Here is a 19,281-nt window from a genome sequence, read left to right as displayed (position 1 = left end):
GGGATCGTGAGTGGCTGGGGTGATCGACTCCGTGACTTTAGGCAGCCACTTTGGGGGGAGCCTCGAAGATCATGGCCCCAACGTCGTGCTTTAACGGGCAGGTCAACAGACTGCCCGACTCGCCGGAAGCTTACGGGGCCATGATCACTCCCCCCAAAGCAGCTCCAGCCCAAAGTCACTCCATCGACCACGTGGTCAGGGCGGAGGGGGCGGGTGGGTGCCCTTCGAATAGAAGGCAGCCCCAGGACCTTAGCTGTCAAGGTCGGTTTGACATGTGAGGCGACAGATCGGGTTCCATGACAGCGCTAGCGCCTTTGATTCGAAGGGTTCATGCTAGGCTGTCGACGCGGGCAATCGCCCACCCTTCTCAGCCTGTACGAACTTGCGCACCGAACAGGGATTGAGGGGGTGCGACGGGAAAAACTTCGTTCAGATCGGGGTCGGGCCGAAAGATTTTCGGTGGGGCCCCTTGCGGGGTGTCGCCCTAGCGCTTCATGATGAGCGGCACAAGAGAAAAGCCCGCCCATGTCGCTCTGCCGGCAAGCTGTCGCGACGTGGACGGGCATCAGCCCTGAAAGGCCTTCGTATGCATCTGTACCTTCCATGTCTTGTACCGTCAACCCCGACGTTCCGGCCTTGGCCCATCGGCGTAGTGATCGTGGTCGTTCTGCTGTTGGCAACAGACCCAGGTGTGATCGGCGCGGTCGTCGACGCCAGCACTCTGCTGATGTTGCTGCTGACTGACGGCACCCGCAGTTCGCTGACGGCTGGACCTGTCAAGTGGGCAGCTGATGTCTGACACCACCGGCTGACACCAACAGGGGCGAACAGCAGCGGCCGACGCTGAACCTCAGCGGACCGTCTGTCCAGTCAGGAAGGCGATTCGTCCAGCACCCCGAGCGGACGTGATCGACCTGATAAGGATGAGGCCACAGGTTCAAATCCTGTTAGCCCCACAGACGAAAAACCCCCAACCGATCACGGTTGGGGGTTTTTGACATCCATGGCTGACATCGTCCGGGGGCACGGTTGTCAGTGCCGGATGAGAGCCTGGCAGGCATGATCGTCGAACGGGCATACGCGCACGTCGCCGAGGGCGAGCTGGGGGAAGGCGGCCAGTGGCCCTGGTCGGTGCCGTGCGTGCGGCAGTTGCTGGACGACGGCCTGACGTTCACCGCTCCGATCACGTTCCTGGTGGGGGAGAACGGCTCGGGCAAGTCGACCCTCGTGGAGGCGCTGGCGGAGGGGTTCGGCCTGGACTCCTGGGGCGGATCCGCGGGCTACAAGTACGCGAGTCGGCGGGAGCCGTCGGTGCTTGGCGGGCGGATACGGTTCGAGGCGACGGCGGCCGGGCGTCGGATGCTGCGCGGGCCTCGGACGCGCCGCAGAGGCTTCTTTCTGCGGGCGGAGACGGCGCTGGACGCGCTGGGCCGGGAACAGGAGACGGGAAGGCTGTCCGGGGCCGCGGACGAGATGAGCCACGGCGAGGGCTTTCTGATGGCCTTCCGCGAGCGGTTTCAGGAGCCTGGGCTGTACGTCTTGGACGAACCCGAGGCCGCGCTGTCCTTCGCTTCCTGTCTTCAACTCGTCGGACATCTGCATGAACTGGGGCGTTCCGGCGCGCAGATCGTCTGCGCCACGCACTCACCCGTGCTGACGGCGCTGCCAGGCGCCGAGATCATCGAGGTGGGCGACCACGGAATGCGTCCCGCCGGCTGGCGGGATCTGGAACTCGTCGACCACTGGAGGCGCTACCTCAACGATCCTTGGGCCTATCTGCGGCACATCGTCGAAGCGGGGTGAAGCACGCCCTGGGGGCCGTATTCAGGAATCGGTACTGATCGGTACTGAGGAGAATCAACAGGCCTTGCACAGAGGGGCAAAGGGGGACGGCTCAGAGGGTGAGCCGTCGGCTCAGCGCTGGTGCGGGACGAGCGGTTGAGCCGGTGAGCCGGCGTGGGCGCACTCGCGGGTGGCCGAGTCGGACATGGCCGCTTCGGTGTCCGAGAGCGGGCGGTGGCGGCAGCTGGGGGTCTTGCCGTGGGCCTCGGCCCGGATGCGCTGCTTCATCGTGGGGGGCAGCGCCCTTGCGTAGGACCAGGCCCAGTGAGGCATCGCCGGCACCGTCAGCTCCGCGTTGCGGTCGCTGTCGTCGCTGCCGCTCTTGCGAGTCGTCTCGGTGTGCGGTACGGCCGCGGCAGCGGAGGTCGAGACGAATCCGAGCGCCGAGAACAGCGCGAGGAAGGCGGAGACAATGGCGGTCCACAGCTTCATGACCTTGTTCCTGGTCATGGCCCCTCACTTTCGGGTTGGGCGATTTGCGTACTTTCCTCATGATGTGTATGGGGGCCGAGAAGTCATGGACCAACGCCCATGACGCGTCGATCTTCAGATGAACAACACTCGAATGGGCGCAAGAAACTCGAAGAGTGCGGAAACCCGGAGGAAGAGGAGCGAAGTCACCCTCTGTCGAGGTGTGATCACCCTCCGATCGGAGGGACATAATCCGCTTCTACTGCGGTGTTCCGGCGGGCAGTTGAGCCCCGACGCAGGTCACCGATCGATATCGATCGGTGTGTATAGTCGGGCGCCAGAGGTCCCCTACGTCAAGGAAAGACGAGGTCGCGCGGTGAAGAAGCTTCTCCTGGTCGCACTGGCCGCCATCGGCGGGCTCCTCGTGTACCGCCAGATCCAGGCGGATCGCGCCGAGCAGGATCTGTGGACGGAGGCGACTGACTCCGTGCCCACGGGTTCGTGAGTCACCACATCGGATTCTGAAGCAGACCCCGGCCGCCAAGCGGTCGGGGTTTTGTGTGTCCGGCTCTTCCCGCGTACCACCCCTGCTCGCGTACGGCCCTTCCCGCGTACCGGGCCCTCGCACGCCCGGAGCGTCACGGCTCGAGTTGCGGGAGCGGCGCGCAGACCTTAGAGCCGGGCGTTTCGGACGGCCGTACGGAATGCGTGGGTGGCGGGCGGCCCGGCTGGGCAGGATGGGCGACGGTCCATGGTCCGGCGGCGACGAGGGGTGGCGCGTGATGAGGCGGCGGCGTACGGCGTGGTGGCGCCCGGCGAGGGTGCGGCGCGGCCATCCCGTGGCACGCGCGCGCGTGGCCGTCGTAGTGGCACTGCTGCTGTGCACGACGGCTGCCCTGCCGGGCGGAACCGCGCTCGCGGCCGGAACGCCCAGCCCCTACGCCTTCGCGCCCGACGCGCAGTTCGTCCCGGGAGCGCCGGGCAGCGCGGACGCCGCACTTCTCACACCGGGCACGACGTACCGCAGCTCCCTGCCGAGCGACGGACAGATCTACTACAGCCTTGAACTCGACGACGCCTCGGACGCCTACGTGTCCGCGACCGCCGTCCCCGCCGCCGGCAGCACCATCCGCTCGGGCGACGGCATCAAGATCGCCGTGGAGAACTCCGACGGCCGCGTCTGCTCCTCCGACAGCGAGACCTTCGGCATCGTCCGCACCGCCCGACCGATCGCGACCTGGGCCGGACGCGAGATCTCCGCCAAGCACTCCAGCTGTGGGACCAGTGGCACCTATTACGTGGTGATCGAGCGCGTCAGTACGACGACCTCCGTACCGGACACCTGGGACCTGGAGCTCTTCGCCGTCTCTGAGCCGGCCCTGGAGCAGACCGGTGCGACAGAAGCGCCCGATGACTGGAACTCCGCCCCACCGGCCCCCCTCACCGGCGACGCCACCCGGCGCGAGGGCGGCTCCGGCTTCGCCTCGGCGGCATCCATCGGGAACGGCGTCTGGAGCTCCGACATCGAGCCCGGCCGGACGTTCTTCTACAAGGTGCCGCTCGACTGGGGGCGCCGGCTGTACGCCACCGCCGAACTGGGCAGCTCGAACAGCGGCGAGGGCTCCACGGGCAGCGGCGCCCTGAACCTCTCGCTCTACAACCCCGCGCGCGGCTTCGTCGACGAGGCGAGCGCCACCTACGACGGCAGACAGAAGTCCGCCGAGCTCGACCCCCTGCCTCCGGTCGCGTACGAGAACCGGTACGCCCGGCCCGACCACCTCAATGGGATGCGGTTCGCCGGTTCCTACTACCTCGTGGTGAACCTCGCGGCCGAGGTGGCCGAGAAGTACGGCGAGGGGCCGTTCCGGCTGACGTTGCGCGTGGGGGTGGAGGGGGCGTCGCAGGCCGGTCCCGGGTATGCGGGGGAGTCCGAGCCCGAGGGCCTCTTCCAGATCGGGCAGGCCGGAGCGGCCGGCGGCGATCAGGCGGCCGCTGCGGCGGGCGCGGCCGGGAGCGGCGGGGGCTCTGCGATGACCGTGCTCGCGGTGAGCGGGATCGGCACGGGGACTGTGGTGCTGGTGGTGCTGGGGGTGTGGACGGTGGTGGCTCGGCGGAGGGCTGCGGCGCTGTAGGGACGGCCGGGGCGGCGCGGGGCAGGGTCTGGCAGTGCGGGGCAGAGCCTGGCAGGCCGGGTTGCGTCCAGGGCTCGCCCGTGGAGTGCTCGGGGCGTGCCCGGGCATGACGAGGCAGCGGCACGGCACGGGGCGGCTCCGGGCGGTGCGTGGACTGGACTCCGTCGGCGCGGCGGCCAGCTCAGATGTGGGCCAGCGCCCAGAAACCCACGGCGTAACAGGCCAGCGCCAGCAGCAGGAGCGGTACGGCCACCTTCGCGGGCGGTCCGGGACGCCGACGTGCGAGGCGGCGGGCGGCGCGGTGGCCGCCGCGGCGGTGCGGCTGCGGAATTGAGGGCGCCGAAGGTGGAACCTGCGGGCTCTGAGCGGTGTACGAAGCAGTAGAGGAATCGACGCGTTGGTGTTGCACCGGCGTCGGGGGCTGGTCCGGGTACTGCGGTGTACGGGGTCGGGGGGAGGACAGGACGTGGGTGGTGTCGTAGGGGGAGGTGGCGTGGGTGAAGTGGTGCTGCGCGCTCTGATGTGCCTGGTCCGGCTGGCTCTGGGCGTGGATCGGCGCCGAGACGGGGGGCGGGGCCCAGGTTGGCCGCGGCGGAGGTGTTCGAGGCTGCGAGGAGGAGACGGTGTCCTGAGGGGGCGGCAGGTGGAAGCTGCCAGTGTCCGACATGCTGAGGGGCGTGCCCGGGTCGCCGGACCGGGAAGGGACGGACGACTCCCGGGATGCCGGGGCCGATCCGGCCGCGCCCTGGCGCGGATCGCTCTGCGCGATGCCCGAGCCGGTGCCTACTGTCCCGGAGCCGGAGCCGGAGCCGGAGCCGGAGCCGGAGCCGGAGCCGGAACCAGGGCCGGAGCCGGAACCAGGGCCAGGGGCAGGTCCAAGGCCAGTGCCGTAGCCCGAGCCGGCGACGCCGGCCACCGAACCGCTACCCGTATGCAGGGAACCGGAGTTGGCCGCCCCCACCGAGTCCGCGCTCGCGCCCAACCCGCGTCGGCCACCCGTGTTCTCCTCGACCCCCGGCGCCCGTTTGAGCGGCCCGTCCGGCCCGAACCCCGGGGGCAGGGGCCCGATTTGGTCGAAGATCTCGATGAGCTCGTCGTCAGGGCCGGGTTCCGGCAGGAGCTCGGCGGCCGAGGCCAGGGCCTTGCGCGCCCCGGTGGCCGTGCGGAACCGCGCGTGGGGATCGGGCTGCACGAGCGACGCCACGACCTGCCAGAGCGGTTCGGGAATGCCCTTGGGCGCGCCGGGTGTCCCGTGATCCGCGAAGTACTGGACGAGCGCCTTCACGTCGGGCTTGGCGCCCTCCAGGAGATACAGCGCGACAAGTCCCACGGCGAACAGATCGGCGGGGAAGTCCGGTTCCGCGCCCATGAGTTGCTCGGGCGCGAGATAGCCGGGGGTGCCCACCACGAGGTTGGTCTCGGTCAGCCGGGGCTCACCCAGCCGCATGGCGATGCCGAAGTCGGACAGACGCAGCCGCGGACGTGCCGTGCCGGTGGCTTCGAGGAGCAGGTTGGCGGGCTTGATGTCACGGTGGACGACGCCTTCCGCGTGCACCGCGGCCAGCCCGGCGAGGAGTTGGTCGAGGAGGGTACAGACGAACGAGGGCGCCAAGGGGCCGTAGTCCCCGACGAGATGGACCAGCGAACCGCCGGCCACCAGGTCCATGGTGAACAGGACCTTGTCGTCGTCGGCGGCCCAGCTGGCCGGCGCGAGCACATGAGGGTGATCGATACGGAGGGCCTGTTCGCGGACGAACCGCAGCAGCGAGTGCGCGTCGCTCTGCTGGAGCACCTTCGCCGCCACATACCGGCGGCGCCGGTGGTCCCAGGCACGCCAGACGGCACCTACGCCGCCGCGTCCGATCGGGTCGACCAGTTCATACCGGCCGGCGAAGACCTCACCCATGGCTGTGCGTCGCTCCTCCCCCTTCGGCTACCCCCTTTGCTTCCCCCTCGACGAGCGATACGACTCCCCCTCGCTGACGCATCCGCGTCCTTCCGGAACGTGGGCCGTCGGCCCGGTTGCCGAACCCCCTTCGGCGACCGGGCCTCGGGGGTCAGTTCTGGTGGGACTGGTAGTGCGCGACCGCGTCGGAGGTGCGGCCCGCGCCGTACACCCGGAGGAACTCTGCCAGTTCCGGGTGGGTGGGGGCGAGGGTGTCGGCGGCCTCGATGATGTCCCCCGCGGCCGCGACCGAGCGCAGCAGCGACTGGATCTCCCGGACCACCCGCTTGACCGTGGGCGCTCCCGAACTGTTCGTCGTCTGTGTGGTGTTGCTGAGCACCGAGCCCCCCTGCGACTTCTTGATCTCGTCCATGCGCTCGGTCGCCTCGGCCGCGCTCACGCTGCCGTCCGCGACCTGCCCCGCCAGGTCCTGCAGCAACTGCACCCGCTGGACCACGGCGGGATTGCCGATCTTCGCCCGCTGACCGCTCATCAGCTGCGACAGCATCGGTGCGGACAGTCCCAGCACCCCCGCGAGACGAGCCTGGTTGAGACCAAGATCGTCGATGAGCTTACGGAAGAGCGTCCCCAGCGGCTCCCCGTACCAGTTCCGCTGCAGATCCCGCGCTCTTGCGGTGGCTTCCTGCTGTGCGGCGTCCATTGCGTCTCCCCATCGCTTCCCCAAAAACTGCGGTTCGCTGTAGCGAACCACGCCGAGCATCTTACGGAGAGTGGTCGTTCACCGGGACCCCCAATCTTTTTGCGAGATACGGGGGGCGACCCGGTACTCTGGTCTGCGACGCCCGCCGGTGGACGGTTCTTCCGGTTGGACGCTCCTCATCCGGGGCCTTAGCTCAGTTGGTAGAGCGCTGTCTTTGCATGGCAGATGTCAGGGGTTCGACTCCCCTAGGCTCCACACCTCGGACCGGTCAGACGCTGTATCGCCTCTGGCCGGTCTTCGCATGCCCGGACCCGCACAGGCGCGACGCCTCCAGTGACGCGTGTCACAAGGTTGGGGAGGTGGCGTCATTGCAGACGTTTGCGCAAACGGCCGGGATGAGTGGCGTCCTCAGGCGTTGCCCAGGTCGTAGACGCGGTGCCGGAGTACCTGCCCCCGCGTGGAAGCGCTTGTGTGAGCTGGTGTGAATGCCGTCGGGTAATCGGAAGGACGCAGCCTGTTAAGGGAATCTACGCGGGACGTACACACGGCAGCCGTTGCAAACGTCATCGTGACGGGAGGGCGTAAACACGCCCCGGCTCGGAGCCTGCCGCCGGCCCGCCAAGGGAAAGCCGGGCGGTGTTCCACGTGAAACATCACTGTGGGGCGGGAGACTCTCAAGTCTCCCGCCCCACAGCGCAGTTCGATGCCCAGGCCGTCACCGGTCCTTCATGTCATCGGCCCTCGTCGCGCCGGGCCGCCTCCTCCTCGGCTTCCTTCGCCTGGACCTCGGGATCGAGGACCGACTGGCCACTGCCGTCCACCGACGACAGCCGGTTCGACTCGGCGGGGACCTCGGTCGCGGCCGGAGGCTCGACCAGCCAGTCGGGATTGGCCTGCTTGTCCCACCACTTCCAGGCGGCGAAGGCGCCACCCGCGAGAACACCGAGCACGGCCAGCACCTTCGCGGCACGGCCGGCCTTGGCACGCCGCTGATGCTTACGGACCAGCTTCTGGATCTCCTTCGGCGAGACCTGACCGCGCAACGCGGCCAGCGCGGCCGCACCACGCGCGGTGGCCTCGTCCCTGACGGGCCCGGCCGCGGCCACTGCCTGCTCCAGCTTCGGCCGGGAGTAGACGGCGGCCTGCCGGGCAGCCTGACGCGTACGGACGGCAGCCTCATGGGCGGCGTGGTCGACCTTCGGCGGCACATGCGCACGGGCCTGCTCCAGGCGCGGTGCGACATACGTGCCGTACTGCATAAGGGCCTGCGCGCGGGCCTGCTCGGTGGCCTGCGTCACCTTCGGCGCGAGCCGTACGCGTGCCTCGTGTGCGTAGTGCGTAGCCCTGTCCCTGGCGGTGTCGGCGTAGGGCGCCACCACTTCCGCGGCGTGCAGCACGCTGTCCTTCGCCGAGCCGGTCGCGGCGCGCACGCTGTCGATGCGGGTCACGGGTTCCTCCTCCTCGGTGGCGTACGGTATTTCGACTTTCCACCCTTTTACGGATCATGCCTGCCGGAACGCTCCGCGGCATGTGAGGGCGGGCATATGGGTGCCGATGTGCTTGATCAAGTGCGATAACGGATCAATACGGGGCAACGGTGGCTTGTCGTCGACAATGCCACGGTTCTTCCCGTCGCGCCCCCGGCACGGACCGACTCGATGGGTTTTCTGCAAGGAATCAGCCCGGTTGCGTGCGGGTGAACCAACGCCGGGGGACGGACACCGCCGTCCGTGCGAGGATCGGGGAGTCACAGGAAGACAACGGAAGGCAGATCGTGGCCGAGCAGCTGTACGCCACCCTGAAGACCAACCAAGGCGACATCGAGGTCCGGCTCCTCCCGAACCACGCGCCGATCACGGTCAAGAACTTCATCGAACTCGCCCAGGGCGAGCGTGAGTGGACGAACCCCACCACCGGCGAGAAGTCCACGGCCAAGCTCTACGACGGCACGGTCTTCCACCGCGTCATCAGCGGCTTCATGATCCAGGGCGGCGACCCTCTCGGCAACGGCACCGGCGGCCCCGGCTACCAGTTCCAGGACGAGTTCCACCCCGACCTGCGCTTCGACAAGCCGTATCTGCTCGCCATGGCCAACGCCGGCCCGGGCACCAACGGCTCCCAGTTCTTCATCACCGTCTCCCCGACCACCTGGCTGAACCGCAAGCACACCATCTTCGGCGAGGTCACCGACGCCGCCAGCCAGAAGGTCGTCGACACCATCGCGGCCGTCCAGACCAACCCGCGCACCGACCGGCCCGTCAGCGACATCGTCATCGAGTCGGTCGTCATCGAGACCCGCGAGAGCTGAGACCACGACGCGACAGCGTCCGACACCTCCCACAGGGAACCAAACGCCCCGCTCGTCCGTAAGGATGAGCGGGGCGGTGTATGAGGACGTGCACCGCGTACGACGACCTAGGGGACCTCATGGACCAGCCGGCAGGCAGCCCGCAGGACGCCCAGAGCCTGCCCGTCTGCTACCGCCATCCGGACCGCGAGACCGGCATCCGCTGCACCCGCTGCGAACGCCCCATCTGCCCCGAATGCATGGTCGACGCCTCCGTCGGCTTCCAGTGCCCCAACTGCGTCCGCACCGGCTCCGGCACCGGCCACGCCCCCAGCGCCTCCCAGCCCCGCACCCTGGCAGGCGGCACCCTCACCGCCGACCCGCGCCTCTTCACCAAGATCCTCATCGGGATCAACCTGGCGATCTTCATCGCCGTCCAGACCAGCGACGCCCTCCTGAACGACCTGGTCCTCCTCGGCGCCTGGCCACCCGCGCCCTACACACCCACCCAAGGTGTCGCGGGAGGCGAGTGGTACCGCCTGGTCACCTCGATGTTCACCCACGAGGCACCCTGGCACATCGGCTTCAACATGCTCAGCCTCTGGTGGCTCGGCGGCCCCCTGGAGACCGCCCTCGGCCGCGCCCGCTACCTCACGGTCTACTTCGTCTCCGGCCTCGCGGGCAGCGCCCTCGCCTACCTCCTGGCCCCGCCGAACACCGCCACGCTCGGCGCCTCCGGTGCCATCTTCGGCCTGTTCGGCGCCACCGCCGTCCTGATGCGCCGTCTCAACTACGACATGCGGCCGATCATCGCCCTGCTGGTGATCAACCTGATCTTCACCTTCAGCCCGGGATTCAACATCTCCTGGCAGGCCCACATCGGCGGCCTCGTCGCCGGCGTCATCACGGGCTACGCGATGGTCCACGCCCCGCGTCAGCACCGGGCGCTGATCCAGTACGGCACAAGCGTGCTGGTCCTGGCCGTCGTCATCCTGCTGACGGTGCTCAGAACGGCTCAGCTCACCTGAGCCGAGCCGTTATCCACGTGAGCGGCACTGTTGTCCACAGCGTGTGGTGGATCTTGTGCGCATTGTGCGGGACGCGTCACGCCCCCTGCTGATGACCTGTGTTTATGCAGGTCAGGCCGGGGGTGTACACATGTTCGGGGTGTGCGGGGATGGGTGGTGCGACTGTCGTACCGGTGTCAACGCTCGATGAGTTATCCACAGATCGTCTTTCTTTTCCCCAGTCAGCTTGTGGAAATTGCTGCAAGGCTGTGGATAACTCAGCGGATAGCCCTGGGCAGAGCTGCGTTCACCGTGAAGTGACCGCCCGTTCGGCGGCTACTTCCACTGGGTGGAGACGCCGAACCCGGCCGCGATGAAGCCGAAGCCCACCACGATGTTCCAGTTGCCCAGAGCATCGATGGGCAGCGAACCGTCGGTCACGTAGAAGACGACGATCCAGGCCAGGCCGATGAGGAACATGGCCAGCATCACGGGCGCGACCCAGGCGCGGCTGTTCAGCTTGATGGCGGCCGCCTGCTTGGACGGCGGCGGCGTGTAGTCGGCCTTCTTGCGGATACGTGACTTCGGCACGAGGGTCTCTCCTGTCGATGCGCTGCGTGGCCGCGCAGGGAACTGTGGCTGGCTCGGGGCAGCGTACAAGGGGACTCTGATTGCTCCCCCGGGCGTCCGTTAGCGTAGTGCTTCCGCGCCGCCGAAGGAGATAAGGGTACGTTGAGCAATTCTGCCGACTCCCCCGGGACGGGATCCAGTCCTGTCCGTGGCCGATTCCGGCCGGTGCGGGTGCTGACCGCGGCCGTCTTCGCTCTCGCGGGGCTCATTTTCTTCACCAGTTTCAACACGGCCAAGGGCACCAATATCCGTACGGACGCCTCGCTGCTGAAGCTGTCGGACCTCATCCAGGAGCGCAGTCACAAGAACGGCCAGCTCAACGAGTCCAACGCGGTCCTGCGGGATGACGTGGAGGCGCTGGCCGAGCGTGACGACGGCAGCACCAAGGCCGAGGACGACAAACTGGCCGCGCTGGAGGAGAACGCGGGGACGCAGAAGCTGACGGGCGAGGCGATCTCGGTCACGCTCAATGACGCACCGCCGGACGCGACGGCCAAGCTGCCCGGGTATCCGGAGCCGCAGCCCGACTACCTGGTCATTCACCAGCAGGATCTGCAGGCCGTGGTCAACGCGTTGTGGCAGAGCGGTGCCAAGGGGATCAAGGTGATGGACCAGCGGTTGATCTCCACCAGCGCGGTGCGCTGCGTGGGCAACACGCTGATTCTCCAGGGCCGGGTCTACTCACCGCCGTACAAGATCACGGCGGTCGGTGATCCGGAGAAGATGCAGAAGGCGCTCGCGGCGTCGCCGGCGATCCAGAACTACATGGTGTACGTCAACGTCTACGGTCTCGGCTGGAAAGTCACCGAGGACGGGACGGTGACTCTGCCGGGTTACTCGGGCACAGTGGATCTGCAGTACGCCAAGCCCGTGGAGTGAGCCCGCTCTAGCCCTCTCTGGAGCTGCCGGTGCGTGTCGTCGTCAGGACCGTGAGCGAGCTGTGCATCACCGTGGGCACGGTGATCGTCCTGTTTGTCGTCTATGTGCTGTTCTGGACCGGTGTGAAAGCCGATCACGTCATGGACGACCAGATCGATCGGTTACAGGAGCAGTGGGCGCAGGGGGCGGTACGTCCGACGGCTGCCGCTCCCGGTGGTGAGTCCGGTGGCGAGGCGGGTGCGCCGGAGAGCGCGCCGAGTCCTGGCCCGTACAGCACGGACAAGCCCTTCGCGATCATGTACATCCCGCGGCTTGGTTTCACGTGGAACAAGCCGGTGCTCGAAGGCACCGCCACCAAGACCCTGAAGAAGGGGCTCGGCCACTACGCGAACACCGCGCAGCTGGGGCAGAAGGGGAACTTCTCGGTGGCAGGTCACCGGCGTACCTACGGTGATCCCTTCAAGGACTTTCCGAGGCTGCGGCCCGGTGACGCCGTGGTGCTGACCGACGGGACCACCTGGTTCACGTATCGGATCGACAAAGGCCCCTACAAAACGCTGCCCACGGACATTGAGGTGATCGACGCTGTGCCCCGTAAGTCGGGGTACACGCGTGAGGGCCGCTATCTGACTCTGACCACGTGTGATCCGGAGTGGGGGCACAGCCACCGGCTGATCGTGTGGGCCCATCTGGACTCCACCCAGCCTGTGGAGGCCGGGAAACCGGAGGCGTTGCGCCGTTAGTCTGTTGGCTGTACGGCGTGAGTCTGGTGCCGTGGTGCGACGGAAGGGACGGCATGTACGGCTGGATCTGGCGGCATCTGCCGGGGAATGCGTGGGTGAGGGCGCTGATCTCGCTCGCTCTGGTCGTGGCCGTGGTCTACGTCCTGTTCAACTACGTCTTCCCGTGGGCCGAACCGCTGCTGCCCTTCAACGATGTGACGGTGGACAACCAGTGAGCGCGCGCATTCTGGTCGTGGACAACTACGACAGCTTTGTCTTCAACCTGGTCCAGTACCTCTACCAGCTGGGTGCCGAGTGCGAGGTGCTGCGCAACGACGAGGTGTCGACGGCGCATGCCCAGGACGGCTTCGACGGCGTGCTGCTGTCGCCGGGGCCGGGCACGCCGGAGGAGGCCGGGGTGTGCGTGGACATGGTCCGGCACTGTGCCTCGACCGGGGTGCCGGTCTTCGGCGTCTGTCTCGGTATGCAGTCGATGCAGGTGGCGTACGGCGGTGTGGTGGACCGTGCGCCGGAGCTGCTGCACGGCAAGACCTCGCTGGTCGAGCACGAGGGCAAGGGTGTCTTCGCGGGCCTGCCGACGCCCTTCACTGCGACCCGCTACCACTCCCTGGCGGCCGAGCCGGGGACGGTACCGGCCGAGCTGGAGGTCACGGCCCGCACGCACGACGGGATCATCATGGGTCTGCGCCACCGTGAACTCGCGGTCGAGGGCGTGCAGTTCCACCCCGAGTCGGTACTGACCGAGCACGGGCACCGGATGCTGGCCAACTGGCTGGTGGAGTGCGGCGACCAGGGTGCGGTGGCGAGGTCGGCGGGGCTCGCCCCGGTGGTGGGCAGGGCCACGGCGTGACCGCGCTGCGCCCCGAGCGCGAGTCCGGCGCCTCGTACGGGGAGTCCTTCACGGACTCCTACGGCGGCGCCGGCGACCAGGGCACCTCGTACGGGCAGCAGCCGTACGAGGGCTCCGGTGCGCTCGGGGAGTGGCAGGGCGGGGAGGACTACGTCACGCAGGGGCAGGCGCCGACGCAGGCCCAGGCCCAGGGGGCCGAGGGGTACGACGCCGGCTACGGCAGTGCCGGCTACGCGACTGACGGCTATGGCGGCGGGTCCTATGAGGGGCCGTACGAGGACCTGTACTCGGAGCAGCACTCGGAGCCGTACTCAGAAACGTACTCGGAGCCGTACATACCGCCCGCGGACGACGAGACCGTAGCGCTGCGGATACCGGATCCGCCGGCCACCGGCGAGTCCATATCGGCTTCTGCCGCCTCCTCCGCCACTTCGACCACTGGACCCCCAACGGGTGGCCGTGCGGCCCGCAGAAAGGCCGCCAGGCGGCGTCATGGGCGCCACGGCGGTTCCCGGGAGGAGTCGGAGGCCGCGGAGACGAGCCCGGAGACCTCTGGTGCGCCTCTGTCGCGGATGGAGGCCCGCAGGCAGGCCAAGGCGCGCAAGCCCAGTCCGGGGGTGCTGGCCAGCCGGGCCATCGGTGAGGTGTTCATCACCACCGGTGTGCTGATGCTGCTGTTCGTGAGCTACCAGCTGTGGTGGACGAACGTCCGGGCGCACGCACAGGCGGACAAGGAGGCGAGCAGCCTCCAGGACGACTGGGCGAGCGGCAAGCGCAATCCGGGGACGTTCGAGCCGGGGCAGGGCTTCGCCATCCTGCACATCCCGAAGCTGGACGTCGTCGTCCCCATCGCCGAGGGCGTCAGCAACAAGAAGGTGCTCGACCGGGGCATGGTCGGCCACTACGGCGAGGGCAAGCTGAAGACCCCGATGCCGGACGCCAAGACCGGCAACTTCGGGCTGGCCGGGCATCGCAACACCCATGGCGAACCGTTCCGGTACATCAACCGGCTCACCCGGGGCGACGCGATCGTCGTGGAGACGCAGGACAAGTACTTCGTGTACAAGATGGCGTCGATCCTGCCGGTGACGTCGCCGAGCAATGTGAGTGTGCTGGATCCGGTTCCGCCGGGGTCGGGGTTCACCAAGGCCGGCCGCTACATCACACTCACCACGTGTACGCCGGAGTTCACCAGCAAGTACCGGTTGATCGTCTGGGGCAAGATGGTCGAGGAACGGCCGCGCAGCAAGGGCAAGCCGGATGCGCTCGTCAGTTAGGGCAGATGAAAAAAGTGGCAGCCACCACCGACGGCACGGACACCTCTGACGGCACGGCGGAGGACACGGCCGCCCCCGCGTCACGGCGCCGCCCGGCGCGCCGCCGCGGCACGGGCCGGATCGCGATGGCGGTCAGCGTGTTCGGCGAACTCCTCATCACGGCGGGCCTGGTGCTCGGGCTGTTCGTCGTCTACTCGCTGTGGTGGACGAACGTCGTCGCCGATCGCGCGGCGGCGAAGCAGGCCGACAAGGTGCGTGACATCTGGGCCCACGAGGACGACGGGGGCTCCGGCCGGCCCGCCGAGTTCGACTCGAAGAACGGCATCGGCTTCCTGCATGTGCCGACGATGAGCGGGGACGACATCCTGGTCGAGAAGGGCACGTCGACGAAGATCCTCAACGACGGCGTCGCCGGCTACTACACCGACCCGGTCAAGGCGACCCTGCCCACCTCGGGCAAGAAGGGCAACTTCTCGGTGGCCGCCCACCGGGACGGGCACGGGGCGGAGTTCCACAACATCCACAAGATCGAGAAGGGCGACCCGATCGTCTTCGAGACGAAGGACAAGTGGTACGTCTACAAGGTCTACGGCATCCTTCCCGAGACCTCGAAGTACAACGTCAAGGTCCTCTCCGCCATCCCGAAGGAGTCGGGCAGGACGAAGGCGGGCCACTACATCACGCTGACGACCTGCACGCCGGTGTACACGAGCCGCTACCGGTACATCGTGTGGGGGGAGTTGGAGCGGGTGGAGAAGGTGGATGCGCAGCGGACGTTGCCGGAGGAGCTGCGCTGACCCGCCCGCCGTGGCCGTGGGCCACGCGCCGGGCCTGAAGCCGCACGGTCATGGCTGAGCCCCGGCACCCTGCTCAGGGTGCCGGGGCTCAGCCATGTGTGTGAGGGTCAGTCCTCCGAGCGGGCGGACGTTCCCGTCACGCCGCCGAAGATCTGGCCGCCGTTGTTCCCTCCGTTGTTGCCGCCGTTGCCGCCGGCTCCGAAGGTGGTCAGCGTCACCTGGGTGTTCGCCGGGTCGTCGACCTCCTGGTCGCCGTCCGGGTCCTGGTCGGTGACGAAGGCGGTGTCGCTCTGGTCGCTGCCCTCGGCGAACTGGATGTTGGTGAATCCGCTGGCCGCGAGGATCTGCTTGGCCTGGCCGACCGTACGCCCGACCACGTTCGGCACCTTGGCCTTCTGCGCGGCCTGCTTGCCGATCTGGATGGTCACCGTGGAGTTCTTGTCCGCCTGGCTGCCGGCCTCCGGCGAGGTCGCGATGACCTTGCCGACCTGGTTCGGGTCCTGGGTGTCGACCTCGGTGCAGGTGCCGACCAGGTCGTTGGCCGCCATCTGTGCCTTCGCCTCGTCGCAGGTCTTGCCGACGACCGGCGGAACGGTGGACTTCTCCTCTTCCTTGGCGACGGTGAGGGTGATCGTCGAGCCCTTCTCGACCTCCTCGCCACGCTGCGGGTCCTGGTCGAGGACGGTGCCGGGGTCGTCGGAGGACACCTCACGTGTCTCCGTCTTGATGGTGAAGTCGTAGTCGTCGGCCTCGAGCTTCGTCTTGGCGTCCTCCAGGCTCAGACCGATCACGCTCGGCACCGTCACCTTCGGGGCGCCGGTCGAGATGACCAGGTTGACGATGGACTGCTTCTTCACCTTCTTGCCGGGGTCCTGGTCCTGACTGCAGACCTTGCCCTTGACCTGGTCCTCACAGGGTTTCTCCGTGAACTCCAGTTTCAGTTCGGCGTTCGTGGCCGCTTCCCTGGCTTCGGCCTTGGTGTTGCTCACGAAGTCGGGGACGGCGGTGGTGTCGTTGGCCACCCCGTCGCCCGCGAAGATCCACTTGCCGATCAGAATCGCGCCCACCAGGACCAGCACAGCCGCGACGACCAGCAGGATCGTCGAGGTGTTGGACTTCTTCTGGCGGCGGCGGTCGACGCGGTCGTCGTAGCCGTAGCCGCCGTCGTCCGGGTTCATGGGCGGCAGCATCGACGTGGCGCCGGCGTCGGTGGCGCGCAGGGCCGTGGTGGGCTGGTCGTCGGGGTAGCCGCCGTAGCCCACGGAACCCATCGCGGCGGTGGCGGCGACGGGCTGGCCGTCGAGGCAGGCCTCGATGTCGGCGCGCATCTCGTCGGCCGACTGGTAGCGGTAGTTGGGGTCCTTGGTGAGGGCCTTCAGCACGATCGCGTCCATCTCGGGCGTGATCTCGGGGTCGAAGACCGAGGGGGCCTGGGCCTCCTCGCGGACGTGCTGGTAGGCCACGGCCACCGGGGAGTCGCCGACGAAGGGCGGGCGGACCGTCAGGAGCTCGTACAGCAGACAGCCGGTCGAGTAGAGGTCGGACCTCGCGTCGACCTGCTCGCCCTTGGCCTGCTCCGGTGAGAGGTACTGGGCGGTGCCGATGACGGCGGCCGTCTGGGTCATCGTCATGCCGGAGTCGCCCATGGCGCGGGCGATGCCGAAGTCCATCACCTTGACCTGGCCGTTGCGCGTCAGCATGACGTTGGCCGGCTTGATGTCGCGGTGGACGATGCCGCTGCGGTGGGCGTATTCCAGGCCCTGGAGGATGCCGATGGTCATCTCCATGGCGCGCTCCGGCAGCAGCTTGCGGCCGGAGTGAAGAAGCTCACGCAGGGTGGAGCCGTCCACGTACTCCATGACGATGTACGGGATCGACACGTTGTCGATGTAGTCCTCGCCCGTGTCGTAGACCGCGACGATCGCGGGATGGTTGAGCGAGGCGGCCGACTGGGCCTCCCGGCGGAACCGGGCCTGGAAGGACGGGTCGCGCGCGAGGTCCGCGCGCAGCGTCTTCACCGCCACGGTGCGGCCGAGGCGGGTGTCATGCGCGAGGTAGACCTCCGCCATGCCACCACGACCGAGCACCTGGCCCAGTTCGTACCGGCCGCCGAGGCGACGCGGCTCTTCCATAGCTACCTACCAGCCCTCTCCGTCGGTCCCGCCGTCACCCTTGTGGGTGTGGCGGTGGTCCGTCCGGGCATACCGTACCCGGCTCGTCTTGTGTGACCTGGCCAAGCCCGTAACCCGATACAGGACCGGTATCGCAACGTGCACCGATGTGAAGGGGACGTGAGCGGGGTCACTTCTTGCTGTCGATGACCGCCTCCATGACGCTCTTGGCGATGGGGGCCGCGAGGCCGCCGCCGGAGATGTCGTCGCGGACGGCGTTGTCGTCCTCGATCACCACGGCCACGGCCACCGGCGAGCTGTTGTCGCTGAGCTTGGCGTAGGAGATGAACCACGCGTAGGGGTTCTCGCTGTTCTCGACACCGTGCTGGGCGGTACCGGTCTTGCCGCCGACCTTGACGCCGTCGATCCGGGCGTTCTTGCCGGTGCCGTCCTCGACGACGGTCTCCATCATCGACTGGAGGATCTGGGCGTTCTCCGCGGACAGCGGCCGGCTCAGCTCCTCGGGGTCGGTCTTCTCGAGGGCGTCGAGATTGTGCGTCTGGAGCTCGTCGACCATGTACGGCTTCATCAGGGTGCCGTTGTTGGCGACCGCCGAGGCCACCATGGCCATCTGCAGCGGGGTGGCGGCGGTGTTGAACTGGCCGATGGAGGACAGCGCGGTCTGCGAGGGGTTCATGTCGTCGGAGAAGACCGAGGCGCTGGTGCGGGTCGGCGTGAACTGCTCCTCGGTGAAGCCGAACTTCTTGGCTTCCTCCAGCATCTTGTCGTTGCCTAGGTCGGAGCCGATCTTGCCGAAGACGGTGTTGCAGGAGTACTGGAGGGCGACGCGCAGAGTGGCGTTCTCGCAGGGGATGTTGCCCTCGTTGGGCAGCTTGGTGGTGGTGCCCTCCATGACCCACGGGTCCGGCGACTTGGTCTTTTCGTCGGCGGTCTTGTAGAGGCCGTTCTCCAGGGCCGCGGCGGCGGTGACGACCTTGAAGGTGGAGCCGGGCGGGTAGACCTCGCGCAGCGCCCGGTTGAGCATCGGGTCGTCGGGGTTGTTCTTCTTGTCGAGCTTCTTCCAGGCCGCCGCGTCGGAGTCGCCGCCGCCGGCGATCGTGGAGGGGTCGTACGACGGGAAGGAGGCCAGCGCCAGGATCTTGCCGGTGGCGGGCTCGATGGCGGCGACGGCGCCCTTGCCGCCCTGCTTCTTCAGGCCGTTGTACGCGGCCTTCTGCGCGGCGGCGTTGAGGGTGGTGACGACGTTGCCGCCCTCCTTCTCCTTACCCGTGATCATGTCGAGGGTGTTGCGGAAGAAGAGCCGGTCGTCGGTGCCGCTGAGGATGCCGTCCTGGATGGACTCCAGCTGGTTGGCGCCGTAGGCCTGCGAGACGAAGCCGGTGACGGGCGCCCACATGGCGCCGTTCTTGTACGTGCGCTTGAACTTGAAGTCGCCCGAGGTGGTCTCGGTGTGCCCGGTGATCGGGTTGCCGCCGACGATTATGTCGCCGCGGGGGGTGGCGTAGCGGGCGATGAGGACGCGGCGGTTGTCGGGGTCCTCCCGCAGGGAGTCGGCCTTGACGTACTGGAGCCAGTTGTCGCGGATGAGCAGGGAGAGGACGAGGAGGCCGCAGAAGATCGCGATCCGGCGCAGGGGTTTGTTCATGACGGGCGGACCACCTGGGTCATCTCGGCGTCGGGGTTGGGGG

General features: G+C 67.9%; 19 protein-coding genes and 1 tRNA gene. 13 read left to right on the top strand and 7 right to left on the bottom strand.

Annotated features, from left to right (window positions below; translation table 11 throughout):
- Positions 1-652: 652 nt before the first annotated feature.
- Together L0P92_RS05990 and L0P92_RS05985 are read left to right on the top strand one after the other, a co-directional pair.
- A complete protein-coding gene (locus L0P92_RS05990; RefSeq protein WP_234761458.1) occupies positions 653-799 on the top strand; it encodes a hypothetical protein in 147 nt (48 codons plus the stop codon).
- A 260-nt stretch (positions 800-1,059) separates the two neighbouring features.
- Entirely contained in the window at positions 1,060-1,803 is a 744-nt protein-coding gene (locus tag L0P92_RS05985; RefSeq protein WP_234761457.1) for an AAA family ATPase, read from the top strand.
- Between the two features lie 111 nt (positions 1,804-1,914).
- On the opposite strand, the gene L0P92_RS05980 is transcribed toward L0P92_RS05985, so the two are convergent.
- Positions 1,915-2,292: a DUF6344 domain-containing protein gene (locus tag L0P92_RS05980; RefSeq protein ID WP_234761456.1), complete on the bottom strand. Its 378-nt coding sequence runs from the start codon at positions 2,290-2,292 to the stop codon at positions 1,915-1,917.
- A gap of 337 nt (positions 2,293-2,629) precedes the next feature.
- On the opposite strand from L0P92_RS05980, the gene L0P92_RS05975 reads away from it, so the two are divergent.
- Together L0P92_RS05975 and L0P92_RS05970 are read left to right on the top strand one after the other, a co-directional pair.
- Complete coding sequence (locus L0P92_RS05975; RefSeq protein ID WP_003999697.1) at positions 2,630-2,758, top strand: DLW-39 family protein; 129 nt, start codon at positions 2,630-2,632, stop codon at positions 2,756-2,758.
- A gap of 349 nt (positions 2,759-3,107) precedes the next feature.
- Positions 3,108-4,385 (top strand): hypothetical protein, encoded by a 1,278-nt coding sequence (locus L0P92_RS05970; RefSeq protein ID WP_234761455.1) that lies wholly within the window; start codon positions 3,108-3,110, stop codon positions 4,383-4,385.
- 181 nt (positions 4,386-4,566) lie between these two features.
- Here the strand turns inward: L0P92_RS05970 and L0P92_RS05965 are convergent, their stop codons facing one another.
- Together L0P92_RS05965 and L0P92_RS05960 are read right to left on the bottom strand one after the other, a co-directional pair.
- A complete protein-coding gene (locus tag L0P92_RS05965) occupies positions 4,567-6,291 on the bottom strand; it encodes a serine/threonine-protein kinase (protein WP_234761454.1) in 1,725 nt (574 codons plus the stop codon).
- Positions 6,292-6,442: 151 nt separating this feature from the next.
- Entirely contained in the window at positions 6,443-6,991 is a 549-nt protein-coding gene (locus L0P92_RS05960; protein ID WP_062721195.1) for a helix-turn-helix domain-containing protein, read from the bottom strand.
- 182 nt (positions 6,992-7,173) lie between these two features.
- Here L0P92_RS05960 and L0P92_RS05955 point away from each other — a divergent pair.
- Positions 7,174-7,246, top strand: a tRNA-Ala gene (locus tag L0P92_RS05955).
- 476 nt (positions 7,247-7,722) lie between these two features.
- Here the strand turns inward: L0P92_RS05955 and L0P92_RS05950 are convergent.
- Positions 7,723-8,439, bottom strand: a complete 717-nt coding sequence (locus L0P92_RS05950) for a DUF5324 family protein (protein ID WP_234761453.1) — start codon at positions 8,437-8,439, stop codon at positions 7,723-7,725.
- Positions 8,440-8,765: 326 nt separating this feature from the next.
- On the opposite strand from L0P92_RS05950, the gene L0P92_RS05945 reads away from it, so the two are divergent.
- Both L0P92_RS05945 and L0P92_RS05940 read left to right on the top strand, forming a co-directional pair.
- Complete coding sequence (locus tag L0P92_RS05945) at positions 8,766-9,299, top strand: peptidylprolyl isomerase (RefSeq protein WP_234761452.1); 534 nt, start codon at positions 8,766-8,768, stop codon at positions 9,297-9,299.
- Positions 9,300-9,418: 119 nt separating this feature from the next.
- Positions 9,419-10,306: a rhomboid family intramembrane serine protease gene (locus L0P92_RS05940; RefSeq protein ID WP_234761513.1), complete on the top strand. Its 888-nt coding sequence runs from the start codon at positions 9,419-9,421 to the stop codon at positions 10,304-10,306.
- Positions 10,307-10,621: 315 nt separating this feature from the next.
- Here the strand turns inward: L0P92_RS05940 and crgA are convergent, their stop codons facing one another.
- Entirely contained in the window at positions 10,622-10,876 is a 255-nt protein-coding gene (gene crgA, locus L0P92_RS05935) for a cell division protein CrgA (RefSeq protein WP_062721281.1), read from the bottom strand.
- A gap of 141 nt (positions 10,877-11,017) precedes the next feature.
- Here crgA and L0P92_RS05930 point away from each other — a divergent pair, with 141 nt between their 5' ends.
- Genes L0P92_RS05930 through L0P92_RS05905 form a run of 6 tightly spaced genes read left to right on the top strand, consistent with a single transcriptional unit; the run spans position 11,018 to position 15,461 of the window.
- Positions 11,018-11,794: a DUF881 domain-containing protein gene (locus L0P92_RS05930; protein ID WP_234761451.1), complete on the top strand. Its 777-nt coding sequence runs from the start codon at positions 11,018-11,020 to the stop codon at positions 11,792-11,794.
- Between the two features lie 29 nt (positions 11,795-11,823).
- Positions 11,824-12,537, top strand: coding sequence for a class E sortase (locus L0P92_RS05925; RefSeq protein ID WP_234761450.1), 714 nt, complete (start codon positions 11,824-11,826; stop codon positions 12,535-12,537).
- 17 nt (positions 12,538-12,554) lie between these two features.
- Positions 12,555-12,752: a hypothetical protein gene (locus L0P92_RS05920; RefSeq protein WP_199830144.1), complete on the top strand. Its 198-nt coding sequence runs from the start codon at positions 12,555-12,557 to the stop codon at positions 12,750-12,752.
- Positions 12,749-13,387 (top strand): aminodeoxychorismate/anthranilate synthase component II, encoded by a 639-nt coding sequence (locus L0P92_RS05915; protein WP_217212288.1) that lies wholly within the window; start codon positions 12,749-12,751, stop codon positions 13,385-13,387. The genes L0P92_RS05920 and L0P92_RS05915 overlap by 4 nt, the downstream gene beginning before the upstream one ends.
- A complete protein-coding gene (locus tag L0P92_RS05910; protein WP_234761449.1) occupies positions 13,384-14,664 on the top strand; it encodes a class E sortase in 1,281 nt (426 codons plus the stop codon). Before L0P92_RS05915 ends, L0P92_RS05910 begins: the two co-directional genes overlap by 4 nt.
- Before the next feature lie 14 nt (positions 14,665-14,678).
- The gene (locus tag L0P92_RS05905) at positions 14,679-15,461 is read left to right on the top strand and encodes a class E sortase (protein ID WP_372497207.1); all 783 of its coding nucleotides are present in this window, start codon (positions 14,679-14,681) and stop codon (positions 15,459-15,461) included.
- A gap of 107 nt (positions 15,462-15,568) precedes the next feature.
- Here L0P92_RS05905 and pknB read toward each other — a convergent pair whose 3' ends face one another.
- Both pknB and L0P92_RS05895 read right to left on the bottom strand, forming a co-directional pair.
- Entirely contained in the window at positions 15,569-17,593 is a 2,025-nt protein-coding gene (pknB, locus tag L0P92_RS05900; protein WP_234761448.1) for a Stk1 family PASTA domain-containing Ser/Thr kinase, read from the bottom strand.
- A 169-nt stretch (positions 17,594-17,762) separates the two neighbouring features.
- On the bottom strand, positions 17,763-19,238 hold the full coding sequence (locus L0P92_RS05895) for a peptidoglycan D,D-transpeptidase FtsI family protein (RefSeq protein WP_234761447.1): 1,476 nt from the start codon (positions 19,236-19,238) through the stop codon (positions 17,763-17,765).
- Between the last annotated feature and the right edge of the window lie 43 nt (positions 19,239-19,281).

Origin of the sequence: Streptomyces muensis (genome assembly GCF_021474425.1) — a bacterium.
Taxonomy (GTDB): Bacteria; Actinomycetota; Actinomycetes; order Streptomycetales; family Streptomycetaceae; genus Streptomyces; species Streptomyces muensis.
Note: the sequence above shows the minus strand (reverse complement) of the source record. Positions and strands in the feature narration are given on the sequence as shown.